The sequence below is a fragment of the Tistrella arctica genome (assembly GCF_039630945.1).
Lineage (GTDB): Bacteria > Pseudomonadota > Alphaproteobacteria > Tistrellales > Tistrellaceae > Tistrella > Tistrella bauzanensis.
The window spans coordinates 448382-464872 of sequence record NZ_JBBKTV010000005.1 but is presented as its reverse complement, the minus strand read 5'-3'; the positions used below and the strand labels follow the sequence as shown (position 1 = coordinate 464872).

Annotated in this window: 16 protein-coding genes; 11 read left to right on the top strand and 5 right to left on the bottom strand. The window is 68.8% G+C overall.

Annotation, left to right across the window (positions count from 1 at the left end; all coding sequences use genetic code 11):
• The first annotated feature begins 70 nt into the window (after window positions 1-70).
• A complete protein-coding gene (locus WG924_RS13715; RefSeq protein WP_345933663.1) occupies window positions 71-964 on the top strand; it encodes a LysR family transcriptional regulator in 894 nt (297 codons plus the stop codon).
• A 26-nt stretch (window positions 965-990) separates the two neighbouring features.
• Here the strand turns inward: WG924_RS13715 and WG924_RS13710 are convergent, their stop codons facing one another.
• Window positions 991-1896 carry a LysR family transcriptional regulator gene (locus WG924_RS13710; protein ID WP_345933600.1) on the bottom strand — a complete coding sequence of 302 codons (906 nt, stop codon included), beginning with the start codon at window positions 1894-1896 and terminating at the stop codon, window positions 991-993.
• 105 nt (window positions 1897-2001) lie between these two features.
• Between WG924_RS13710 and WG924_RS13705 the strand changes: the two genes are divergently transcribed.
• Window positions 2002-3036 carry an aldo/keto reductase gene (locus WG924_RS13705; RefSeq protein WP_345933599.1) on the top strand — a complete coding sequence of 345 codons (1035 nt, stop codon included), beginning with the start codon at window positions 2002-2004 and terminating at the stop codon, window positions 3034-3036.
• Window positions 3037-3067: 31 nt separating this feature from the next.
• Here WG924_RS13705 and WG924_RS13700 read toward each other — a convergent pair whose 3' ends face one another.
• Complete coding sequence (locus WG924_RS13700) at window positions 3068-3688, bottom strand: DedA family protein (protein ID WP_345933598.1); 621 nt, start codon at window positions 3686-3688, stop codon at window positions 3068-3070.
• Between the two features lie 236 nt (window positions 3689-3924).
• Here WG924_RS13700 and WG924_RS13695 point away from each other — a divergent pair, with 236 nt between their 5' ends.
• The 6 genes from WG924_RS13695 to WG924_RS13670 all read left to right on the top strand — a co-directional run bounded on the left by WG924_RS13695 (window position 3925) and on the right by WG924_RS13670 (window position 10912).
• Window positions 3925-5151: an ABC transporter substrate-binding protein gene (locus tag WG924_RS13695; protein ID WP_372044802.1), complete on the top strand. Its 1227-nt coding sequence runs from the start codon at window positions 3925-3927 to the stop codon at window positions 5149-5151.
• A 146-nt stretch (window positions 5152-5297) separates the two neighbouring features.
• Window positions 5298-7154 carry an ABC transporter permease gene (locus tag WG924_RS13690; RefSeq protein ID WP_345933597.1) on the top strand — a complete coding sequence of 619 codons (1857 nt, stop codon included), beginning with the start codon at window positions 5298-5300 and terminating at the stop codon, window positions 7152-7154.
• Window positions 7155-7168: 14 nt separating this feature from the next.
• The gene (locus tag WG924_RS13685; protein ID WP_372045163.1) at window positions 7169-7951 is read left to right on the top strand and encodes an ABC transporter ATP-binding protein; all 783 of its coding nucleotides are present in this window, start codon (window positions 7169-7171) and stop codon (window positions 7949-7951) included.
• On the top strand, window positions 7948-8712 hold the full coding sequence (locus WG924_RS13680) for an ABC transporter ATP-binding protein (RefSeq protein ID WP_188575908.1): 765 nt from the start codon (window positions 7948-7950) through the stop codon (window positions 8710-8712). Before WG924_RS13685 ends, WG924_RS13680 begins: the two co-directional genes overlap by 4 nt.
• A 241-nt stretch (window positions 8713-8953) precedes the next feature.
• A complete protein-coding gene (locus WG924_RS13675; RefSeq protein WP_345933595.1) occupies window positions 8954-10138 on the top strand; it encodes an acetyl-CoA C-acyltransferase in 1185 nt (394 codons plus the stop codon).
• A gap of 282 nt (window positions 10139-10420) precedes the next feature.
• Complete coding sequence (locus WG924_RS13670; RefSeq protein ID WP_345933594.1) at window positions 10421-10912, top strand: hypothetical protein; 492 nt, start codon at window positions 10421-10423, stop codon at window positions 10910-10912.
• Between the two features lie 30 nt (window positions 10913-10942).
• On the opposite strand, the gene WG924_RS13665 is transcribed toward WG924_RS13670, so the two are convergent.
• Both WG924_RS13665 and msrA read right to left on the bottom strand, forming a co-directional pair.
• Window positions 10943-11608 (bottom strand): molybdopterin-dependent oxidoreductase, encoded by a 666-nt coding sequence (locus WG924_RS13665; RefSeq protein WP_345933593.1) that lies wholly within the window; start codon window positions 11606-11608, stop codon window positions 10943-10945.
• Window positions 11609-11633: 25 nt separating this feature from the next.
• Window positions 11634-12278, bottom strand: a complete 645-nt coding sequence (gene msrA / locus WG924_RS13660) for a peptide-methionine (S)-S-oxide reductase MsrA (protein ID WP_345933592.1) — start codon at window positions 12276-12278, stop codon at window positions 11634-11636.
• A gap of 222 nt (window positions 12279-12500) precedes the next feature.
• Here msrA and WG924_RS13655 point away from each other — a divergent pair, with 222 nt between their 5' ends.
• Window positions 12501-13340 (top strand): tellurite resistance TerB family protein, encoded by an 840-nt coding sequence (locus WG924_RS13655; protein ID WP_345933591.1) that lies wholly within the window; start codon window positions 12501-12503, stop codon window positions 13338-13340.
• Here the strand turns inward: WG924_RS13655 and WG924_RS13650 are convergent.
• Window positions 13337-14266, bottom strand: coding sequence for a LysR family transcriptional regulator (locus WG924_RS13650; protein ID WP_345933590.1), 930 nt, complete (start codon window positions 14264-14266; stop codon window positions 13337-13339). The two genes, WG924_RS13655 and WG924_RS13650, sit on opposite strands and share 4 nt — an antisense overlap.
• A gap of 107 nt (window positions 14267-14373) precedes the next feature.
• On the opposite strand from WG924_RS13650, the gene WG924_RS13645 reads away from it, so the two are divergent.
• Together WG924_RS13645 and WG924_RS13640 are read left to right on the top strand one after the other, a co-directional pair.
• The gene (locus tag WG924_RS13645) at window positions 14374-15216 is read left to right on the top strand and encodes an NmrA family NAD(P)-binding protein (protein WP_345933589.1); all 843 of its coding nucleotides are present in this window, start codon (window positions 14374-14376) and stop codon (window positions 15214-15216) included.
• 147 nt (window positions 15217-15363) lie between these two features.
• On the top strand, window positions 15364-16482 hold the full coding sequence (locus WG924_RS13640) for a D-alanine--D-alanine ligase family protein (RefSeq protein WP_345933588.1): 1119 nt from the start codon (window positions 15364-15366) through the stop codon (window positions 16480-16482).
• Window positions 16483-16491 lie beyond the last annotated feature (9 nt).

Genomic DNA, 16491 nt, shown 5'->3' with positions numbered 1-16491 from the left:
ATATGACTGTCCGGAATGATGGCCGATGATGGCAGCCGTCCCGGAGGTTCGCGGGGGAGGAGAGGCGATGATCGATCAACTGGGCGCGCTGGCGGCCTTCATGCGCACCGCCGAGACCGGCAGCTTCGTCGCGGCGGCGCGGGTGCTGGGCGTGTCGTCATCGGCGGTGGGCAAGGCGGTGGCGCGGCTGGAAGACCGGCTGGGCGTGCGGCTGTTCCATCGCAGCACCCGCAGCATCACCCTGACGGCCGAGGGACAGTCGTTTCTGGAACGCTGCCGGCGGATCTTCGCCGAAATCGAGGCGGCCGAGCACGATCTGCTCCAGGCCCGCGCGGCACCACGCGGCCGGCTGCGGATCAGCCTGCCCTTGATCGGCATGCTGGTGATGCCGGTCATCGCCGGCTTCATGCGCGCCTATCCCGATATCACCCTGGATATCGACCAGAGCGACCGGCTGGTGGAGGTGATCGAGGAAGGCTTCGACGCGGTGATGCGCAGCGGTGATGGCGGTGACAGCCGGCTGATGAGCCGCAGCCTGGGCAGTTTCCGTTATCGCATCGTCGCGGCACCTGCTTATTTCGCGGCCCACGGCCGGCCCGACAGCCCGGCGGCGCTGACCGGTCATGCCTGCCTGCATCATCGCTATCCGGCCACCGGCAAGCTGGAACCCTGGCCACTGGACCCGGCGGCGCTGGGCGGCCCCCTGCCCGAAACCCTGTCGGCGAACACGCTGGATCCGCTGATCCAACTGGCCGAACAGGGGCTGGGCATCATCTGCCTGCCCGATTTCGCCGTGCGCCGCCAGCTCGATGACGGCCGGCTGGTGCCGGTGCTCGACAGCCATGTGGGCGGCGGCGGCCAGTTCCGCATTCTGTGGCCATCGAGCCGGCACATGTCGCCGACGCTGAGGGCGTTCGTGGATTATATGGCGACCCATCTGCGCCTGACCGGGCCCGGTACCTGACCGCGCCCGGCACCTGATCGCGCGCCTCAGGCAACCCGCATCCGGGTGGCCAGCAGGTCCAGAAACGCGCGCACCCGTGCCGGCATCTGGCCGCCCTGGCCGGGATAGAGCGCGTGGATGTCTTCGCGGTCGCCTGGGTTGAACGCGTCGAGCACCGGCACCAGACGGCCGGCGGCCAGATCGTCGCGCACCGCAGCGTCGGTCAGCCGGGCCAGCCCGACCCCGGCGATCGCCAGCAGCCGCATGGCATCGCCATCGCTGACCCGGACATTGCCCGAGGGCGGCACCGAGACGATCCGGCCATCGACCAGCAGCGGCCAGCCGGTGACGATCCGGGCATAGGCGAAACCGATCCGGTTGTGGCGGTGCAGGTCATCGGGATGCCGGGGCTGGCCGTGGGCCGCGAGATAGCCGGGCGAGGCCACGATCATCTGGCCGACCGAGCCCAGTTTGCGGGCCATCAGGCCCGAGTCCTTCAGCGGACCGCTGCGGATCGCCACATCGACCCGCTGGTCGAGCAGGTCGACCACGTCGTCGGTGAGGGTGATGTCGACCGACAGGCGTGGATGATCGGCCAGGAAGCCCGCGATCAGCGGCAGCAGGAACTGCCGGCCCACCGGCACATTGACGCTGACCCTGAGCCGGCCGGCCGGGGCGGCCGCCGCCGAGGCGCCCCGTTCCGCTTCATCCAGGCCGGCCAGAACCGCGACGGCGCGCTCATAGAACACGCAGCCCTCGGGCGTGAGCTGCAGCTTGCGGGTGGTGCGGTTGATCAGCCGCGCGCCCAGCCGCGCCTCAAGCCGGGTGACCAGCTTGCTGACCGCCGAGGGCGTCATGGCAAGGTCGCGGGCGGCGGCCGAGAAGCCGCCGCGCTCCACCACCCGCACGAAGACCTCCATCTCGCCCGATCGGTTGACCTCCAGTCGCGCCATCGTGACCTGAACTCACAAATCATGTGCCGGGTGGCAGGCTATCGCCATAATACCCGGCCGTCCATGCTCTGGCCTCGACAGTCATCAATGATCGGGAGCGTTCTCATGGAATACCGACGTCTCGGCGCATCGGGCCTGATGGTGCCGGTGCTCAGCTTCGGCACGGGCACTTTCGGTGGCAGCGGTCCGCTGTTCGGCGCCTGGGGCACCACCGACGCGGCGGAAGCCCGCCGGCTGGTGGATATCTGCCTGGAGGCCGGCGTCACCCTGTTCGACACGGCCGATGTCTATTCCGACGGCGCATCGGAAACCGTGCTGGGGGCGGCGATCCGCGGGCGGCGCGACCGGCTGTTGCTGTCGACAAAGCTGGGCCTGCCGCTGGGCGACGGACCGGATCAGGCCGGAACCTCGCGCGGCCGGCTGATCGGCGGCGTCGATGCGGCCCTTCGTCGACTGGGCACCGATCATATCGATCTGCTGCAACTGCACGCCTTCGATGCGGCGACCCCGATGCCCGAGGTGCTGTCGACGCTGGACGATCTGGTTCGGGCGGGGAAGCTGCGCCATGTCGGGGTGTCGAACTTTCCCGGCTGGGCATTGATGAAGGCGCTGGCGGTGGCGGACGCCCAAGGCTGGCCGCGCTATATCGCCCATCAGGTCTATTATTCGCTGATCGGCCGCGATTACGAATGGGAGCTGATGCCGCTGGGGCAGGATCAGGGCGTGGGTGCCATGGTGTGGAGCCCACTCGGCTGGGGCCGCCTGACCGGACGGATCGGCCGCGACCGGCCGCTGCCCGCCGACAGCCGCCTGCATCAGACCGCCGAATTCGGGCCCCCGGTCGATGACGCGCTGCTGTTCCGGGTGGTGGACGTGCTGGACGAACTGGCCGCGGAGACCGGGCGCACCGTGCCGCAGATCGCGATCAACTGGCTGCTCCGCCGGCCGACCGTGGCAACGGTGATCATCGGCGCGCGCAACGAGGCGCAGTTGCGTGACAATCTGGGCGCCACCGGCTGGGCGCTCGCGCCTGATCAGGTGGCGCGGCTGGATGCGGCCAGCCTGACGACGGCGTCCTATCCGTCATTCCCCTATCGGCGGCAGGCGGCCTTCGCGCGGCTGGCGCCGCCGGCGGTGTGACGGCCGGCCAGCCCCTCTTACCAGCGCCTGTTCATCCGACGGCGCCGGGGCCATGCCCGCCGCCACCCCGGCGCATCAGCCGCCAGACGATGAAGGCGGTGACCTCGACGCCAAGGATCGCGGCGGCGAACCACATCATGACATGGGCGGTGTCCATGCGGCTTTCCGCCAGCACGTCGCCCAGCATCACCAGCGGCGCGTTCCAGATCAGCGTGCCCAGCACGGTCGCCGCCAGATAGGGCCGGAACGGCATGCGCATCACGCCGGCGGGCAGGCCGATGAAGATCCGCACGGTGGGAATGGTCTGGGCCACCAGGGTGACCAGAAACGGATGCCGGCCATAGGCGCCGCGCATCCGGTCGTAAAGCTTCGGGGTGAGCAGGATATAACGGCCGCGACGGGCGACCAGACGCTCGGCCCGCCCTGAGAGCAGCCGCCCCAGCGAGTACCAGCCGAGCGCGCCTGCAACCGAGCCCAGCGTCGCCGCGGCGACCGTGGCCGCGAGCCCGCCTTCCATCTCGTCGCCAAGCGCGCCGAAGGCCGCGAGCATCACATAAGACGGGATGATCGGGACGTATTTCTCGGCAAAGGCCAGGAACGCCACTCCGGCCAGGCCGGCAGACATCAGCAGGTCGATGATCGACTGCGGCATGGGAGGGGGCTCCGAGGGGGACAATGCCAAGCGTCCATATCATAGGTCAGATGGGAAATCCACGCAGCCCTTTGAAGACGAGGCTGGACTTTTGCTCAAGACAAGCATTACCTGAGGATCGCGGGCCGCAGGGTTGATGGCGTGCCCCGGCATGTCGTTCGGCAGATGCGGGCGGCAGATGCGGGGGCAGCGCTACGGCCGCGGCCGCATGTGGTGACCAGGGACAGGCAGGACCGATGACCGACAGAACCCGATCCGCCGCCGCGCGCGCGGCCTTTGGCCTGATGGCCGGCATCATCGCCCTGGGCGCCGCCGAGCGTGCCGCCCATGCGGCGGATCCGATCCGCATCGGCGAGATCAACAGCTATTCGGCCCTGCCGGCCTTCACCGAGCCCTACCGCAAGGGCTGGCAACTGGCGCTCGACGAGGTGAACGCGGCCGGCGGCGTGCTGGGCCGGCCGCTGGAGGTTGTGTCGCGCGACGATGCCGGCAAGCCCGCCGATGCCATCAATGCCGCCAACGAACTGGTGACGCGGGAAGATGTGGCCCTGGTCGCGGGCACGTTCTTTTCTCATGTCGGCCTGGCGGTTGCCGATTATGCCGCGCGCCGCGACGTGTTCTTCCTGGCGGCGGAGCCGCTGACCGATGCCATGGTGTGGTCGAAGGGCAATGACGTGACCTTCCGCCTGCGCCCCAGCAACCATATGCAGGCGGCGATGCTGGCGGAAGAGGCGGCGAAGCTGCCGGCGAAACGCTGGGCGACGATCGCGCCCAATTATGAATATGGCCAGTCGGCCGTGGCGGTGTTCAAGGAACTGCTGTCGGCACGGCGTCCCGACATCGAATGGGTGGGCGAGCAGTGGCCGCCACAGGGCAAGATCGATGCGGGGCCGGTGGCGCAGGCCATCGCCGCCACCAACCCCGACGCGATCCTGAACGTCACCTTCGGGCCGGATCTGGTGAAGCTGGTGCGTGAGGGCACCACCCGTGGCCTGTTCAAGGACCGTGCCGTGGTCAGTTTTCTGACCGGCGAGCCCGAATATCTGGATCCCCTGGGTGCCGAGGCGCCGGAGGGCTGGATCGTTACCGGCTATCCCTGGTACGACATCGACACCCCGGCCCACAAGGCGTTCCTGGATGCCTATCAGGCGCGCTGGAACGATCATCCGCGGCTGGGCTCGATCGTGGGCTATGTGACGATCAAATCGATCGCGGCGATCATCGCCAAGGCCGGCGCCACCGACACCGCGGCGCTGGTTCAGGCCGCGCGCGGCATCGGCCTGGAGACCCCCTTCGGTCCGATCACCTATCGCGCCGCCGATCACCAGTCGACGCTGGGCGCTTTCGTCGGCCGGACGGCGGTGATCGACGGCCGGGGCCGCATGGTCGATGCGGTCTATCGCGACGGTGCCGATTATCTGCCCGACGAGGCCACCGCCGGCGCCCTGCGCCCGGCCCGCTGAACCGGGCCATGCCCCAATGACATGTGGATCGGGCGGTCATGCGAATGGCCGCTCGCCCTCGCATTGCGGGACAGTATAGACTGCTGCAGCGACAGGGCCGGCCGGCCGGTTGCTGGTGATGTCGCGCGCTTGCGGGGATCCGCCGCTTGGACCTTATCCTTGTCCAGTTCCTGACCGGGCTTGCCAGCGCATCGTCGCTGTTTCTGGCCGCATCCGGGCTGTCGATCATCTTCGGCGTCACCCGGATCGTGAATTTCGCCCATGGCGCCTTCTATATGATCGGCGCCTATCTGGCGTGGACGCTGGCGGGGCTGTGGTCCGGGCCGCTCGGCTGGTGGGGCGCGGTTCTGGCGGCGGCGCTGGCGACCGCGGCGCTGGGAGCCGTGGTCGAACTGGTGCTGCTGCGCCGGCTGTATCGCGTGCCGGAACTGTTCCAACTGCTGGCGACCTTCGGCCTGACCCTGGCGGTGCAGGATCTGGTGGTGCTGATCTGGGGGCCTGAGGATCTGGTCGGGCCGCGCGCGCCGGGGCTGGACGGCGCGGTCGACCTGTTCGGGCAGTTGCTGCCGGTCTATGACCTGGTGCTGATCGCCACCGGCCCGCTGGTTCTGGTTGGGCTGTTCCTGCTGTTCCACCGCACCCGCTTCGGCATTCTGGTGCGTGCGGCCACCCAGGACCGCGACATGGTGGCGGCGCTGGGCGTGGATCAGCGGCTGCTGTTCACCGGTGTCTTCGCGCTGGGCGTGTTTCTGGCCGGGCTCGGCGGTGCGCTGCAATTGCCGCGCGCGGCGGTGTCGCACGGCATGGATCTGGCGATCATCGTCGAAATCTTCGTCGTGGTGGTGATCGGCGGGCTGGGCAGCATCACCGGGGCGTTTCTGGCGGCGGTGCTGGTGTCGGAGCTGAACGCCTTCGGCATTCTGGTGCTGCCTGAAATCTCGCTGGTCATCGCCTTTCTGGTGATGGCGGTGGTGCTGGTGATCCGTCCGGCCGGGCTGCTGGGCCGGGCCGAGGCGCCGGCCCGCGGTGCCGCAGCCGGCCTGACCCGCGTGCCCTGGGCGCCATGGCCGCTGCCTGCACGGGTGACGGTGCTGGCGGCGGTCCTGGTTCTGGTGGCGGGGCTTCCGGTCGTGGCCGGCGGCTATATGCTGGGCATCGCGGCCGAGATCGCGATTTTCGCCCTGTTCGCCCAGAGCCTTCAGTTCCTGATGAGCACGGCGGGCCTGGTGTCGTTCGGCCATGCCGCCTATTTCGGCATGGGTGCCTATGGCACGGCGCTGGCAGCCACCGGCTTCGGCCTGGCGATGGGGCCGGCGGCGGCGGCGGGCGTGGCGCTGGCCGGTGCCGGTGCGGTGGTCTTCGGCTGGTTCTGTGTGCGGCTGTCGGGTGTGTATCTCGCCATGCTGACGCTTGCCTTCGCGCAGATCGCCTGGTCGGTCGCCTTCCAATGGGTGTCGGTCACCGGCGGCGACAATGGCATTCTGGGGGTGTGGCCGGCGGATATCGTCTCGCGGCCGGGCGATTTCTTCCGGCTGGCGGCGGTGGTGGCCGTGGCCGGCATCGCCCTGTTGCGGATGATCACCTTTGCGCCCTTCGGGCAGGCGCTGCGGGCGTTGAGCGATGCGCCGGAGCGGGCCGAGGCGATCGGCCTGGACCGCAGGGCGATGCAATGGCGGGCCTTCGTGATCGCCGGCGCCATGGCCGGGCTTGCCGGTGTGCTGCATGCCTATCTGAAGGGCAGCGTGTTCCCCGATGTGCTGGCCATCCCATTGTCGGTCGATGCCCTGGCCATGGTGCTGCTGGGCGGGGTGGAAACGGTGTCGGGGGCCGTGATCGGCGCCGGTGTGTTCCGGGGGCTGTCGATCCAACTGACCTCGGCGACCGATCTGTCGAAACTGGTTCTGGGCCTGCTGATCGTGGTTGTGGCCGCCCTGTTCCCGCGCGGGCTGGGCGGCATCCGCCTGCATCACCGCTTGCGCAACTGGCGGCGGGGACGGTCGTGATGGCGGCGGGCGTGATGGCGGCGGGCACGGTGGTGCTGAAGGCCGAGGGGCTGGTGAAGGCCTGGGGCGGCGTGCGGGCGGTCGACGATGTCTCGCTGGTGGTCGAGGCCGGCCGCATGCTGGCGCTGATCGGCCCCAATGGCGCCGGAAAATCCACCTGCTTCGGGCTGCTGAACGGCGAGTTGATGCCTGATGCCGGCCGGGTGACCATGCTGGGCCAGGACGTGACCGGATGGCCGCCACGCCGGATCCGCCGGCTGGGGGTGGGGCGGACCTTCCAGATCACCCGGATCTTCGCGTCGATGACCGTGCGCGAGAATGTGCAGACCGCGCTGATCGCCCATGCCGGCGCCAGCACCCGCCTGTTCGGCCGGGCCGACCGGCGGCATCTGGCCGAAGCGGCGGCGTTGCTCGACCGGGTGGGGCTGGGGGCGCTGGCGCTGCGGCCGGCGGGCGAGCTTGCCTATGGCGATGTGAAGCGGCTGGAACTGGCGATCGCCATCGCCAACCGCCCGAAACTGCTGCTGATGGACGAGCCGACCGCCGGTATGGCACCGGCGGAACGCGCCGGGCTGATGCAACTGGTGGCCGGGCTGGTGCGCGAGACCGGGCTTGGGGTTCTGTTCACAGAACACGACATGGATGCGGTTTTCGCCCATGCCGACCGGCTGATGGTGCTGAACCGCGGGCAGGTGCTGGCCGAAGGCCGGCCCGAGGATGTACGCGGCGACCCGCGGGTGCGCGAGGTCTATCTGGGCGGCCATCAGCCGCCGGACGGGGGGATGCAGAGGACATGACCGACGACGGTGGCACGCGCGCCGGAACACGATCCGACCCCACGGAGGGATCGGCGCCGCTGCTGGCGGTCGACGGGCTCAACGCATTCTATGGCGCGGCATTGATTCTGGACGATCTGTCGCTGACCGTGCAGCCGGGCGAGGTCGTGGCCCTGCTTGGCCGCAATGGCGCCGGCAAATCGACGGTGTTGAAGGCGATCCTGGGGCTGGTGCCGCATCGCCAGGGCCGGATCAGCTTCATGGGCACCGATATCTCGCGCATGGCGACCCACGAGATCGTCCGGCGCGGCATCGGCTGGGTGCCCGAGGACCGGCGGATCTTTTCCGACCTGACGACGCTGGAGAATCTGGAGGTCGGCCGGCGCGTGCCCCGTCCCGGCGCGCCTCACTGGACGGTCGAGCGGCTGGTGACGCTGTTTCCCAATCTGGCCGAACTGGCTGATCGGCCGGGCGGGCGGATGAGCGGTGGCGAGCAGCAGATGCTGACCATCGCCCGCACCCTGATGGGCAATCCGTCGCTGGTGTTGCTGGACGAGCCCTCCGAGGGGCTGGCGCCGCTGATCGTGGACGAGATGACCCGCATGCTGGCGCTGCTGAAACGCGAGGGGCTTGCGCTGCTTTTGTCGGAACAGAATCTGGGGGTCGCGCGGGCATTGGCCGATCGGGCCTATGTGATGGAGAAGGGCCGGATCCGTTTCGAAGGCAGCATGGCCGAGATCGACGCCCGGCCTGATATCCGCGACGCCTATCTGGCGTTGTGATACGTTTTTCTGTGGTGTCCCACGGCTGAACGATCAGGTTGCCCCGCGCGTGATCGTTATCGCAGTGGTTGTGGGCAATCCCGCGTTGCGGAATATATGTCACGGGCTGTTGACACAAACGTTTGTATGAACCAGCCTTGGCTATCAAAGAAGGCGCCGCGGCAATCTGCCGCCGGCGCACAGCCGCATGCCCCAACAGCATGCCCCGCATGGCATGCCCGTCGTCCGAGGAAGCGTTCCAATGACCGAAGCCGTCATCGTCTCCACCGCCCGCACGCCGATCGGCAAAGCCTATCGCGGCGCCTTCAACGACACCAGCGGCCAGCAGATCGCGGCCCATGCGATCCGCCATGCGGTGGCCCGCGCCGGCATCGACCCCGCCGAGGTCGAGGATGTGGTGCTGGGGTCGGCCCTGCAGCAGGGTTCCACCGGCAACAATGTCGCGCGTCAGGCCGCGATCCTGGCCGGTCTGCCGGTGACCACCGCCGGCACCACCATCGATCGTCAGTGCAGCTCGGGCCTGCAGTCGATGGCTCTGGCCGCGCGCGCGATCATGTTCGACAAGGTGCCCGTGGCGGTGGCCGGTGGCGTGGAGTCGATCAGCCTGGTTCAGAACGACAAGATGAACCAGTATCGCGCGGCCGACGAAGAGATCCTGCGGATGAAGCCGGATCTGTATCTGCCGATGATCGACACCGCCGAGGTCGTGGCCGCGCGTTATGGCATCAGCCGCGAAGCCCAGGACGAATACGGCCTTGAGAGCCAGCGCCGCACCGCCGCGGCCCATGCCGCAGGCCGGTTTACGGCCGAAATCGCGCCGATGACCACCACCATGCTGGTCGCCGACAAGAAGACCGGCGAAATCTCGAAGCGCGAGATCACCGTCAGCGCCGACGAGGGCATGCGCGCCGAGACGACCCTGGAAGGTCTGGCGTCGCTGAAGCCGGTGCGTGGCGAGGGCAAGACCGTGACCGCCGGCAATGCCAGCCAGCTTTCTGATGGCGCATCCGCCCATGTGCTGATGAATTCCAAGCTGGCCGAACAGCGCGGCCTGCAGCCGCTGGGCATTTTCCGCGGCTTTCAGGTTGCCGGCTGCGAGCCCGACGAGATGGGCATCGGCCCGGTCTTCGCCATTCCGCGCCTGCTGGAGCGCACCGGCCTGAAGATCGACGATATCGGCCTGTGGGAACTGAACGAGGCCTTCGCGGTGCAGGTGCTGTATTGCCGCGACAAGCTGGGCATCGACCCCGAGAAGCTGAATGTGGATGGCGGCGCCATCTCGGTCGGTCATCCCTATGGCATGTCGGGCGCACGCCTGGCCGGCCATGCGATGATCGAGGGCAAACGCCGTGGCGTGAAGTATGTGGTCGTCACCATGTGCATCGGCGGCGGCATGGGCGGCGCGGGTCTGTTCGAGGTCGTCTGATCGAGGTCATCCGACGCCGGTCTGTTCGATGTCGTCTGATCAAGGTCATCCGACGCCGGTCTGTTCGATGTCGTCTGATCAAGGTCATCCGACGCCGGTCTGTTCGATGTCGTCTGATCAAGGTCATCCGACGCCGGCTGCGGCGGCCAGCCCGATGAACTGAATGCAAAACGCCCGGTGGGGGAACCTCCCGGGCGTTTTGTATGGGTCAGATCGGGCATTGTCTCGATGGCGGCTTCGTGAAACTCTGATGGCAACCAGACGCGGGGAGAGATTGGCAGGATGTCGGACAGCCTTGCGCGTATGCTGCTGCCATGCCCGCTGACGCCGCTTGCGGCTGAAGTATGGGAGCTGCGCGATGAATTGCCCGGCAACCCGTTCGAGCTGTACGACATCCGGCAGTTGATCGCACCGGATGAGCAGGAACCCGCCGAGGTGGCGCTGGGGCTGTTGACGGTCTTCGCCGATATGCGCGCCGAAGATCTGGCGGTGATGCAGGCCGACTGGCTCGATTCAGGCATGCACGAGATGGTGCCGACGCTGGGCGGCTTTCTGGGGCTGCGTGCCCAGATCTTCGCCATGCGGGTGACGGGGCAGGCCGATGACGATCTGACACCGCTCAGAGACTACATCCGGAATTTCAACCGGTTGTGTGTGATGCGCTGGACGTCCGAAGATCGGGCGGAAGACGCGCGGGTGGTTGCGACATGGCTTGAGGATTTCGACACCCATTGGGCGCAGTTCCTGGACGCCTATCACGCGATGCAGGGCTGATTGCCAGACCATGTGCCGCGGCAATTCGGGTCAGCGCAGGCGGTCGTCGAGCCCGCGATAGCGCTCCTGGCGCCAGGGATCGCCGCGGTTGTGATAGCCCAGCCGCTCCCAATAGCCTTTCAGGTCGTGGGGGCTGACCTCCAGCCGGGTCAGCCATTTGGTGCTTTTCCAGAAATAGCGGTGGGGTGCCACCAGCCGTGCCGGCCCGCCATGTTCGGCCGGCAGCGGCATGCCGTCGTGATGGGTGGCGACGAAACACCGCGCCAGGGTTTCGTCGTCGAGTTTCAGATTGGCGGCATAGCCGCCGGTGCCATGGGCGATCAGCCAGCCGCCACCATCCCGCGCGCCGCCAGCTTCGGCGAGAAGCCGCGACAGACCGATGCCCTGCCAGCGCGTGTCGAGCCTGGACCAGCGGGTCACGCAGTGGATGTCGACGGTGAAGGTCTCAAGGCCCAGGGCCTTGAAGCCGGCCATGTCGAGACGGAAGGGGGCCGCCACCAGCCCGTCGAAGGCAAGCTGCCAGTCGGCTTCGGCGATAACCGGCGTGTCCCCAGCGGTCAGCACGGGGAATTTCCGTGTCAGCCGCTGACCCGGCGGCAGGCGCGGGTCGCGGTCGCCGCCTTGCGCGAAGGCGAGGAAGCCACCGGTCCCACGGCTGCGGCGGCCGTCATCGGCGGGCGGTTGCTGCTGTGTCATGGCTGCCCCTGCGCGGTCATGCCGATCAGCGCGTCTCGTCGCGCTTCAGCTTTTCAGGATAGACCGCCTTCAGCTTGGCCACTTTCGGCATCGAGATATGGGCGATATAGGGCTGGTTGGGGTTCCGCGCGGCATAGCCCTGATGATAGGCCTCGGCCTCGTGGAAGAGGTCGAGCGGCACGACCTCGGTCGCGATCGGGCGTTCATAGACCCCGGCCTCGTCGATCGCTGCGATATAGGCCTCCGCTGCCTGCTTCTGCCCCTCATCGGCATAGAAGATCGCCGAGCGGTACTGGCGGCCGACGTCATTGCCCTGCCGGTTGACCTGGGTCGGATCATGGGCGACCGAGAAGAAGACCTTCAGGATCTGCCCCAGATCGATCGCCCGTGGGTCGTAGCGGATCTTCACGGCTTCGGCGTGGTCGGTGTCGCCGCCGCAGACCAGTTGATAACTCGCGGTCTCGGCACTGCCGCCGGAATAGCCCGAGGTGACCTCGGTCACGCCGGCCAATTCGCGATACACAGCCTCGACGCACCAGAAGCAGCCGCCAGCCAGGATGATCTCCTGTTCCGTCGCATCGGATGCCACCGGCGCCGATATCGGCGGGTCCGGGAAGCGGGCAAGGGTGGGGCCGCGGCTGCGGCCAAGAATGCCGTCGAGCAGGCTCATGGCGGGCGGTCTCCAATCAGATCCGTGTCATGACGTCACGGGGTATCGGGAATGTGGTGGCAAGGCACGGCCATGGCCAGAGGTCGACACGCATTCGTGACCAGGCTGTGCCTTCGCATGGCCGATGCTTGAACATGAAGCGGTGGCGGCCCACGTGGCCAGAACTGGGGGCCGTGACCATCGCTGCCCCGACCGGTTGCGCGACACGACGGAGATGACGCCATGGATGCGAAAAAGCTGCTCGATCAGGTGATGGGGGCGGCGGCGTCCCGCGGGATGGGCGGGCTTGCCCAACCGGCGCCGGGCGGCCGTCCCCGGTCGGGCATGGCCTCGGGCATCCCCTCGGTGGTCACCGATCTGCTGGGCGGCGGCTCCAGGGGCAGCGGTTCCTCGAAGGGCGGCGGCCCGCTGGGCGGGCTTGGCGGGTTCGGCGGCGGCGCCGTGGCCGGCGGCCTGCTGGGCATGCTGTTCGGCGGCAGGAAAAGCGGCAAGATGCTGCGCAAATTCGGTGGCGGCGCCATTGGTTATGGCGGCGCCGCGGTGCTGGGGGCGCTGGCCTATCGCGCCTGGGCCGATTGGCGCTCGGGCAAGGCGCCCGACGACGCGGTGCCGGCCCGGCCCGACGACGTGGCCGCCGCCGATGCCAAATTCCGGCCGCTCGACACCATCACCGACCCGGCCGAGGCCGACCGTTTCGCCGGCGCCATCCTCAACGCGATGATCGGCGCCGCCAAGGCCGACGGCCATGTCGACAGCGAGGAACGCAACCGGATCTTCGCGGAGGTGGAACGTCGCGACTTCGATCCGGACGCCAAGGCGGCCATCTTCACGGCGCTGGATGCACCGGTCTCGATCCAGGAGATCGCCGCTGCCGGGACAGATGAGGCACGTGCGGCGGAAATCTGGCTGGCGGCCCGGCTGGCGGTCACCGTCGACCATCCGGCGGAGCGGGTGTGGCTGGAAGCTCTGGCCCATGCGATGAAGCTGCCGGCGCCGCTGGTGGCGCATCTTGACCGTCAGGCAGTGATCGGCCTGACCGAACCGGGCGGGGAGCAGGGCTAGGTTCCGGCCGGAACCGCCGCGACGATCCGGGCCTCCAACCAGTCGAGGCCCGGATCGGCCGCCGGCTTCAGCGCGCGGATCGATGCCAGTTCGAAGCCCCCGGCGTCCACCGGCATCGGGTGGAGCGACACGCCGAAGCGTGCGGCATGGCGGGTGGCGATGCCTGCGGGAACGGCTGCCACAAGGTCGCTCTCGGCAATCGCCGCCAGCGCGCCCAGAAACTGGGGAACGGCCGCCACCACCCGCCGGTGCAGGCCGACCGCCGCCAACGCCGCATCGACCGCCCCGGCGAGGTCGCCCCCGGCCGACACCAGAATATGGCTCAGCCCCGCGAAGCCGGCGGCGTCGGGCGGGCCATCCGTGAAGGCCGGATGGCCGTTACGCGCCGCCAGCATAAAGTGCTCGCGGATCAGCACCCGGCGTGACAAGCGCGCCGGATCGGGCGGCACCACGCCCAGCATCAGGTCGATCTCGCCCGTATCCAGCGCCTTCAGCGACTGGGCGCGGCCGATGCTGCGCAGCGCCAGGGTCATGCCCGGCGCATCTGTGGCGATGGCGCCGAGCAGCGCCGGGCCCAGCATCACCATGGCATAATCCAGCGCCGATACGCGGAACACGCGTCGTGCCGAGGCAGGATCGAAGCCCCGGGCGACATCGATGGTGCAGGCCATCGCCGCCAGCGCGTGACGGACCGGCACGGCCAGGGCCAGCGCCACCGGTGTCGGCTCGATGCCGCCGGCGCGGCGCAGAAACAGCGGATCGCCATAGATCGTCCGCAGCCGGCCCAGAGCATGGCTGATCGCCGACGGCGTCAAGCCCAGCCGTTCGGCGACCACAGTCAGCCGGCGATGGACCAGCGCCTGATCCAGAACCAGCAGCAGGGTCGGGTCCAGTCGGCGCAGTTGAACAAAATCGAAATCGCTCATGAAGGCAATTCGGTGGGGTTCATGTCATAACCGTTCTACACCTTGCGTGACAGGCAGGCGAGCCCGAAGACCGGGCCGTCTTTATCCCACAGCGAAGGGCCCGGCAGATGACGGTTCTGGTGGCGAATGCGAATGGCAAGATCGGGTCGGCGGTGGTCGACGCGCTGGTGGCGGCGGGCGTGCCGGTGCGGGCAGGCGTGCGGCGGCCGGATGCCTATGGCGGCAGCGACAGGCTGAAAGGGGTTGAAGCGGTGGCCTTCGACTATGGCGATCCGGCCCTGATGGTGCATGCGGTGCAGGGGGTTGAGGCCGTCTTCTCTGCCGCGCCCTATGAAACGCTGCCCACTGCCGAAGCCGGGTTGGCCGTGGCGGCGGCGGCGGCCGGGGTGGCGCGGATCGTGAAGCTGTCGGCGCTTGGGCCCGATGATCAGCCGCCGGCCGCTCATGCCGCAGCCGAGATGGCGGTGCTGAACGCTTTGCCGGCGTCGGTGATGCTGCGCCCCACTTTCTTCATGCAGAACTATGCCACCACGCATCTGGCGGCGATCCGCGACGGCGGCGCGTTTTATGAACCGGCGGCCCAGGGGCGCACGGCCTTTGTCGACGCCCGCGACATCGCCGACATGGCGGTGGCGGGATTGACCGATCCGGCCCATGCCGGCCGGATCTACAGCTTGACCGGTCCTGAGGCGCTGAGCCGCGACGAGGTCGCCGCACGGATCGCTGTGGCGGCCGGCCGGCCGGTCGCCTATGTGGCGGTGGATGATGCGGCGCTGCGCGCGGCGCTGAATGGCGCCGATCCGCTGCTGGTGGAACTGATGTCGGAATTGATGGCCCTGGTCCGGGCCGGCGGCACCGAACGGGTGCATGGGGACATCCCGGCGGTGCTGGGCCGGCCGGCCCGCGACGTCGCGACCTTCGCCCGCGATCATGCCACAGTCTGGCGGTGACGGGGCGATGCCTGGGTGACGGGGCGATGCCTGGGTGACGGGACAATGGCCGGGTGACGGGGCGACGGCGGCGATCTGGCTGTGCTATGTCAGGAAAGGCTGCCGTCGGGCAGCCACATGGCCGGGCCATAGAGGAGCGTGGACGTGATGCCGATGCCGGTTGCCGTGCTGTATCAGGCCCTTCCGCCACCCAGCATCGGGGGCGTGCGCAAGCCCGCCAAGCCCGGCGGCTATGCCGATAGCGGCGCCGACATCGCCGTGGCCCTGCGCCGGGCCGGTGTGGCGGTGGTAACCCCCGTGGCCACGCCGCGCGCGACCCATGACCGCGACTGGGTGTTTGGCGACGATGCCGCCGGCATCGCCGCCGCGCGTGCCGCCGGCGCGCAGGTTCTGTGGGCGAATACGGTGCTGTATCAGGATCATCCGATCAGCGATGCAGCCGTGGGGATGCTGGTGGTGGGCCAGCATCCGGCGCGCATGGAACAATTGGACGATAAATTCGCCACCAATGCCTGGCTGCGCGGCAACGGCTTGCCGGTGGTGCCGGCACGGCTGATTGCTGCGGCGGCCGCAAATCCCGGCACCGGGCCGGCGGTGCTGGGGCTGGGCGCGGTTGCGGCCGGGGGCGTGCCCGCGGCGGATGGGGATGGCGGGTTCGGATGGCCGATGGTGGTCAAGCCGGTGCGCGGCCGTGGCAGTCAGGGGGTCGCCCGGGTGGACGATCCGGCCGGCTTGCAGGCGGTGGCGGCGGCCAGTCTGGCGTCTGGGCTGTATGGCGACCGGCTGATCCTGGAGCCGTTCCTGTCCGGCGCGGAACTGACCGTGGCGGTGATGCCGCCGGGGGATTATGTCATCGGCGGCGCCCTGCGCCATATGCGGCGCCACTGGTCGCTGCCGCCGGTGCTGCGCCACGGCCATGACGGCGGGATCGCGCCTTACAGTGGCCGTGTGGCGGTGGCGGCCAACAGCCGGGTGGCGGCGCCGGACGAAGCGGCGGCGCCGGCCCTGCGCGCGGTGGCCGATGCCTGCGCCGCGGCCGGCGATCTGGTCGGCAGCCGGGCGGTGATCCGCATCGATGCCCGTGCCGATACGGGTGGGCGGTTTCTGCTGTTCGATGTGAACACCAAGCCCAATCTGACCGGCGCGGGCAGGCCTGGCCGGGATGATCAGGACAGCCTGGTGGTGCTGGCGGGCCAGGGCATCGGCTGGTCCTATGGCGATCTGCTGACCGCGCTGATCGGCTGCGCGTGGCGGATGCCCGGTTGAACGACGGCG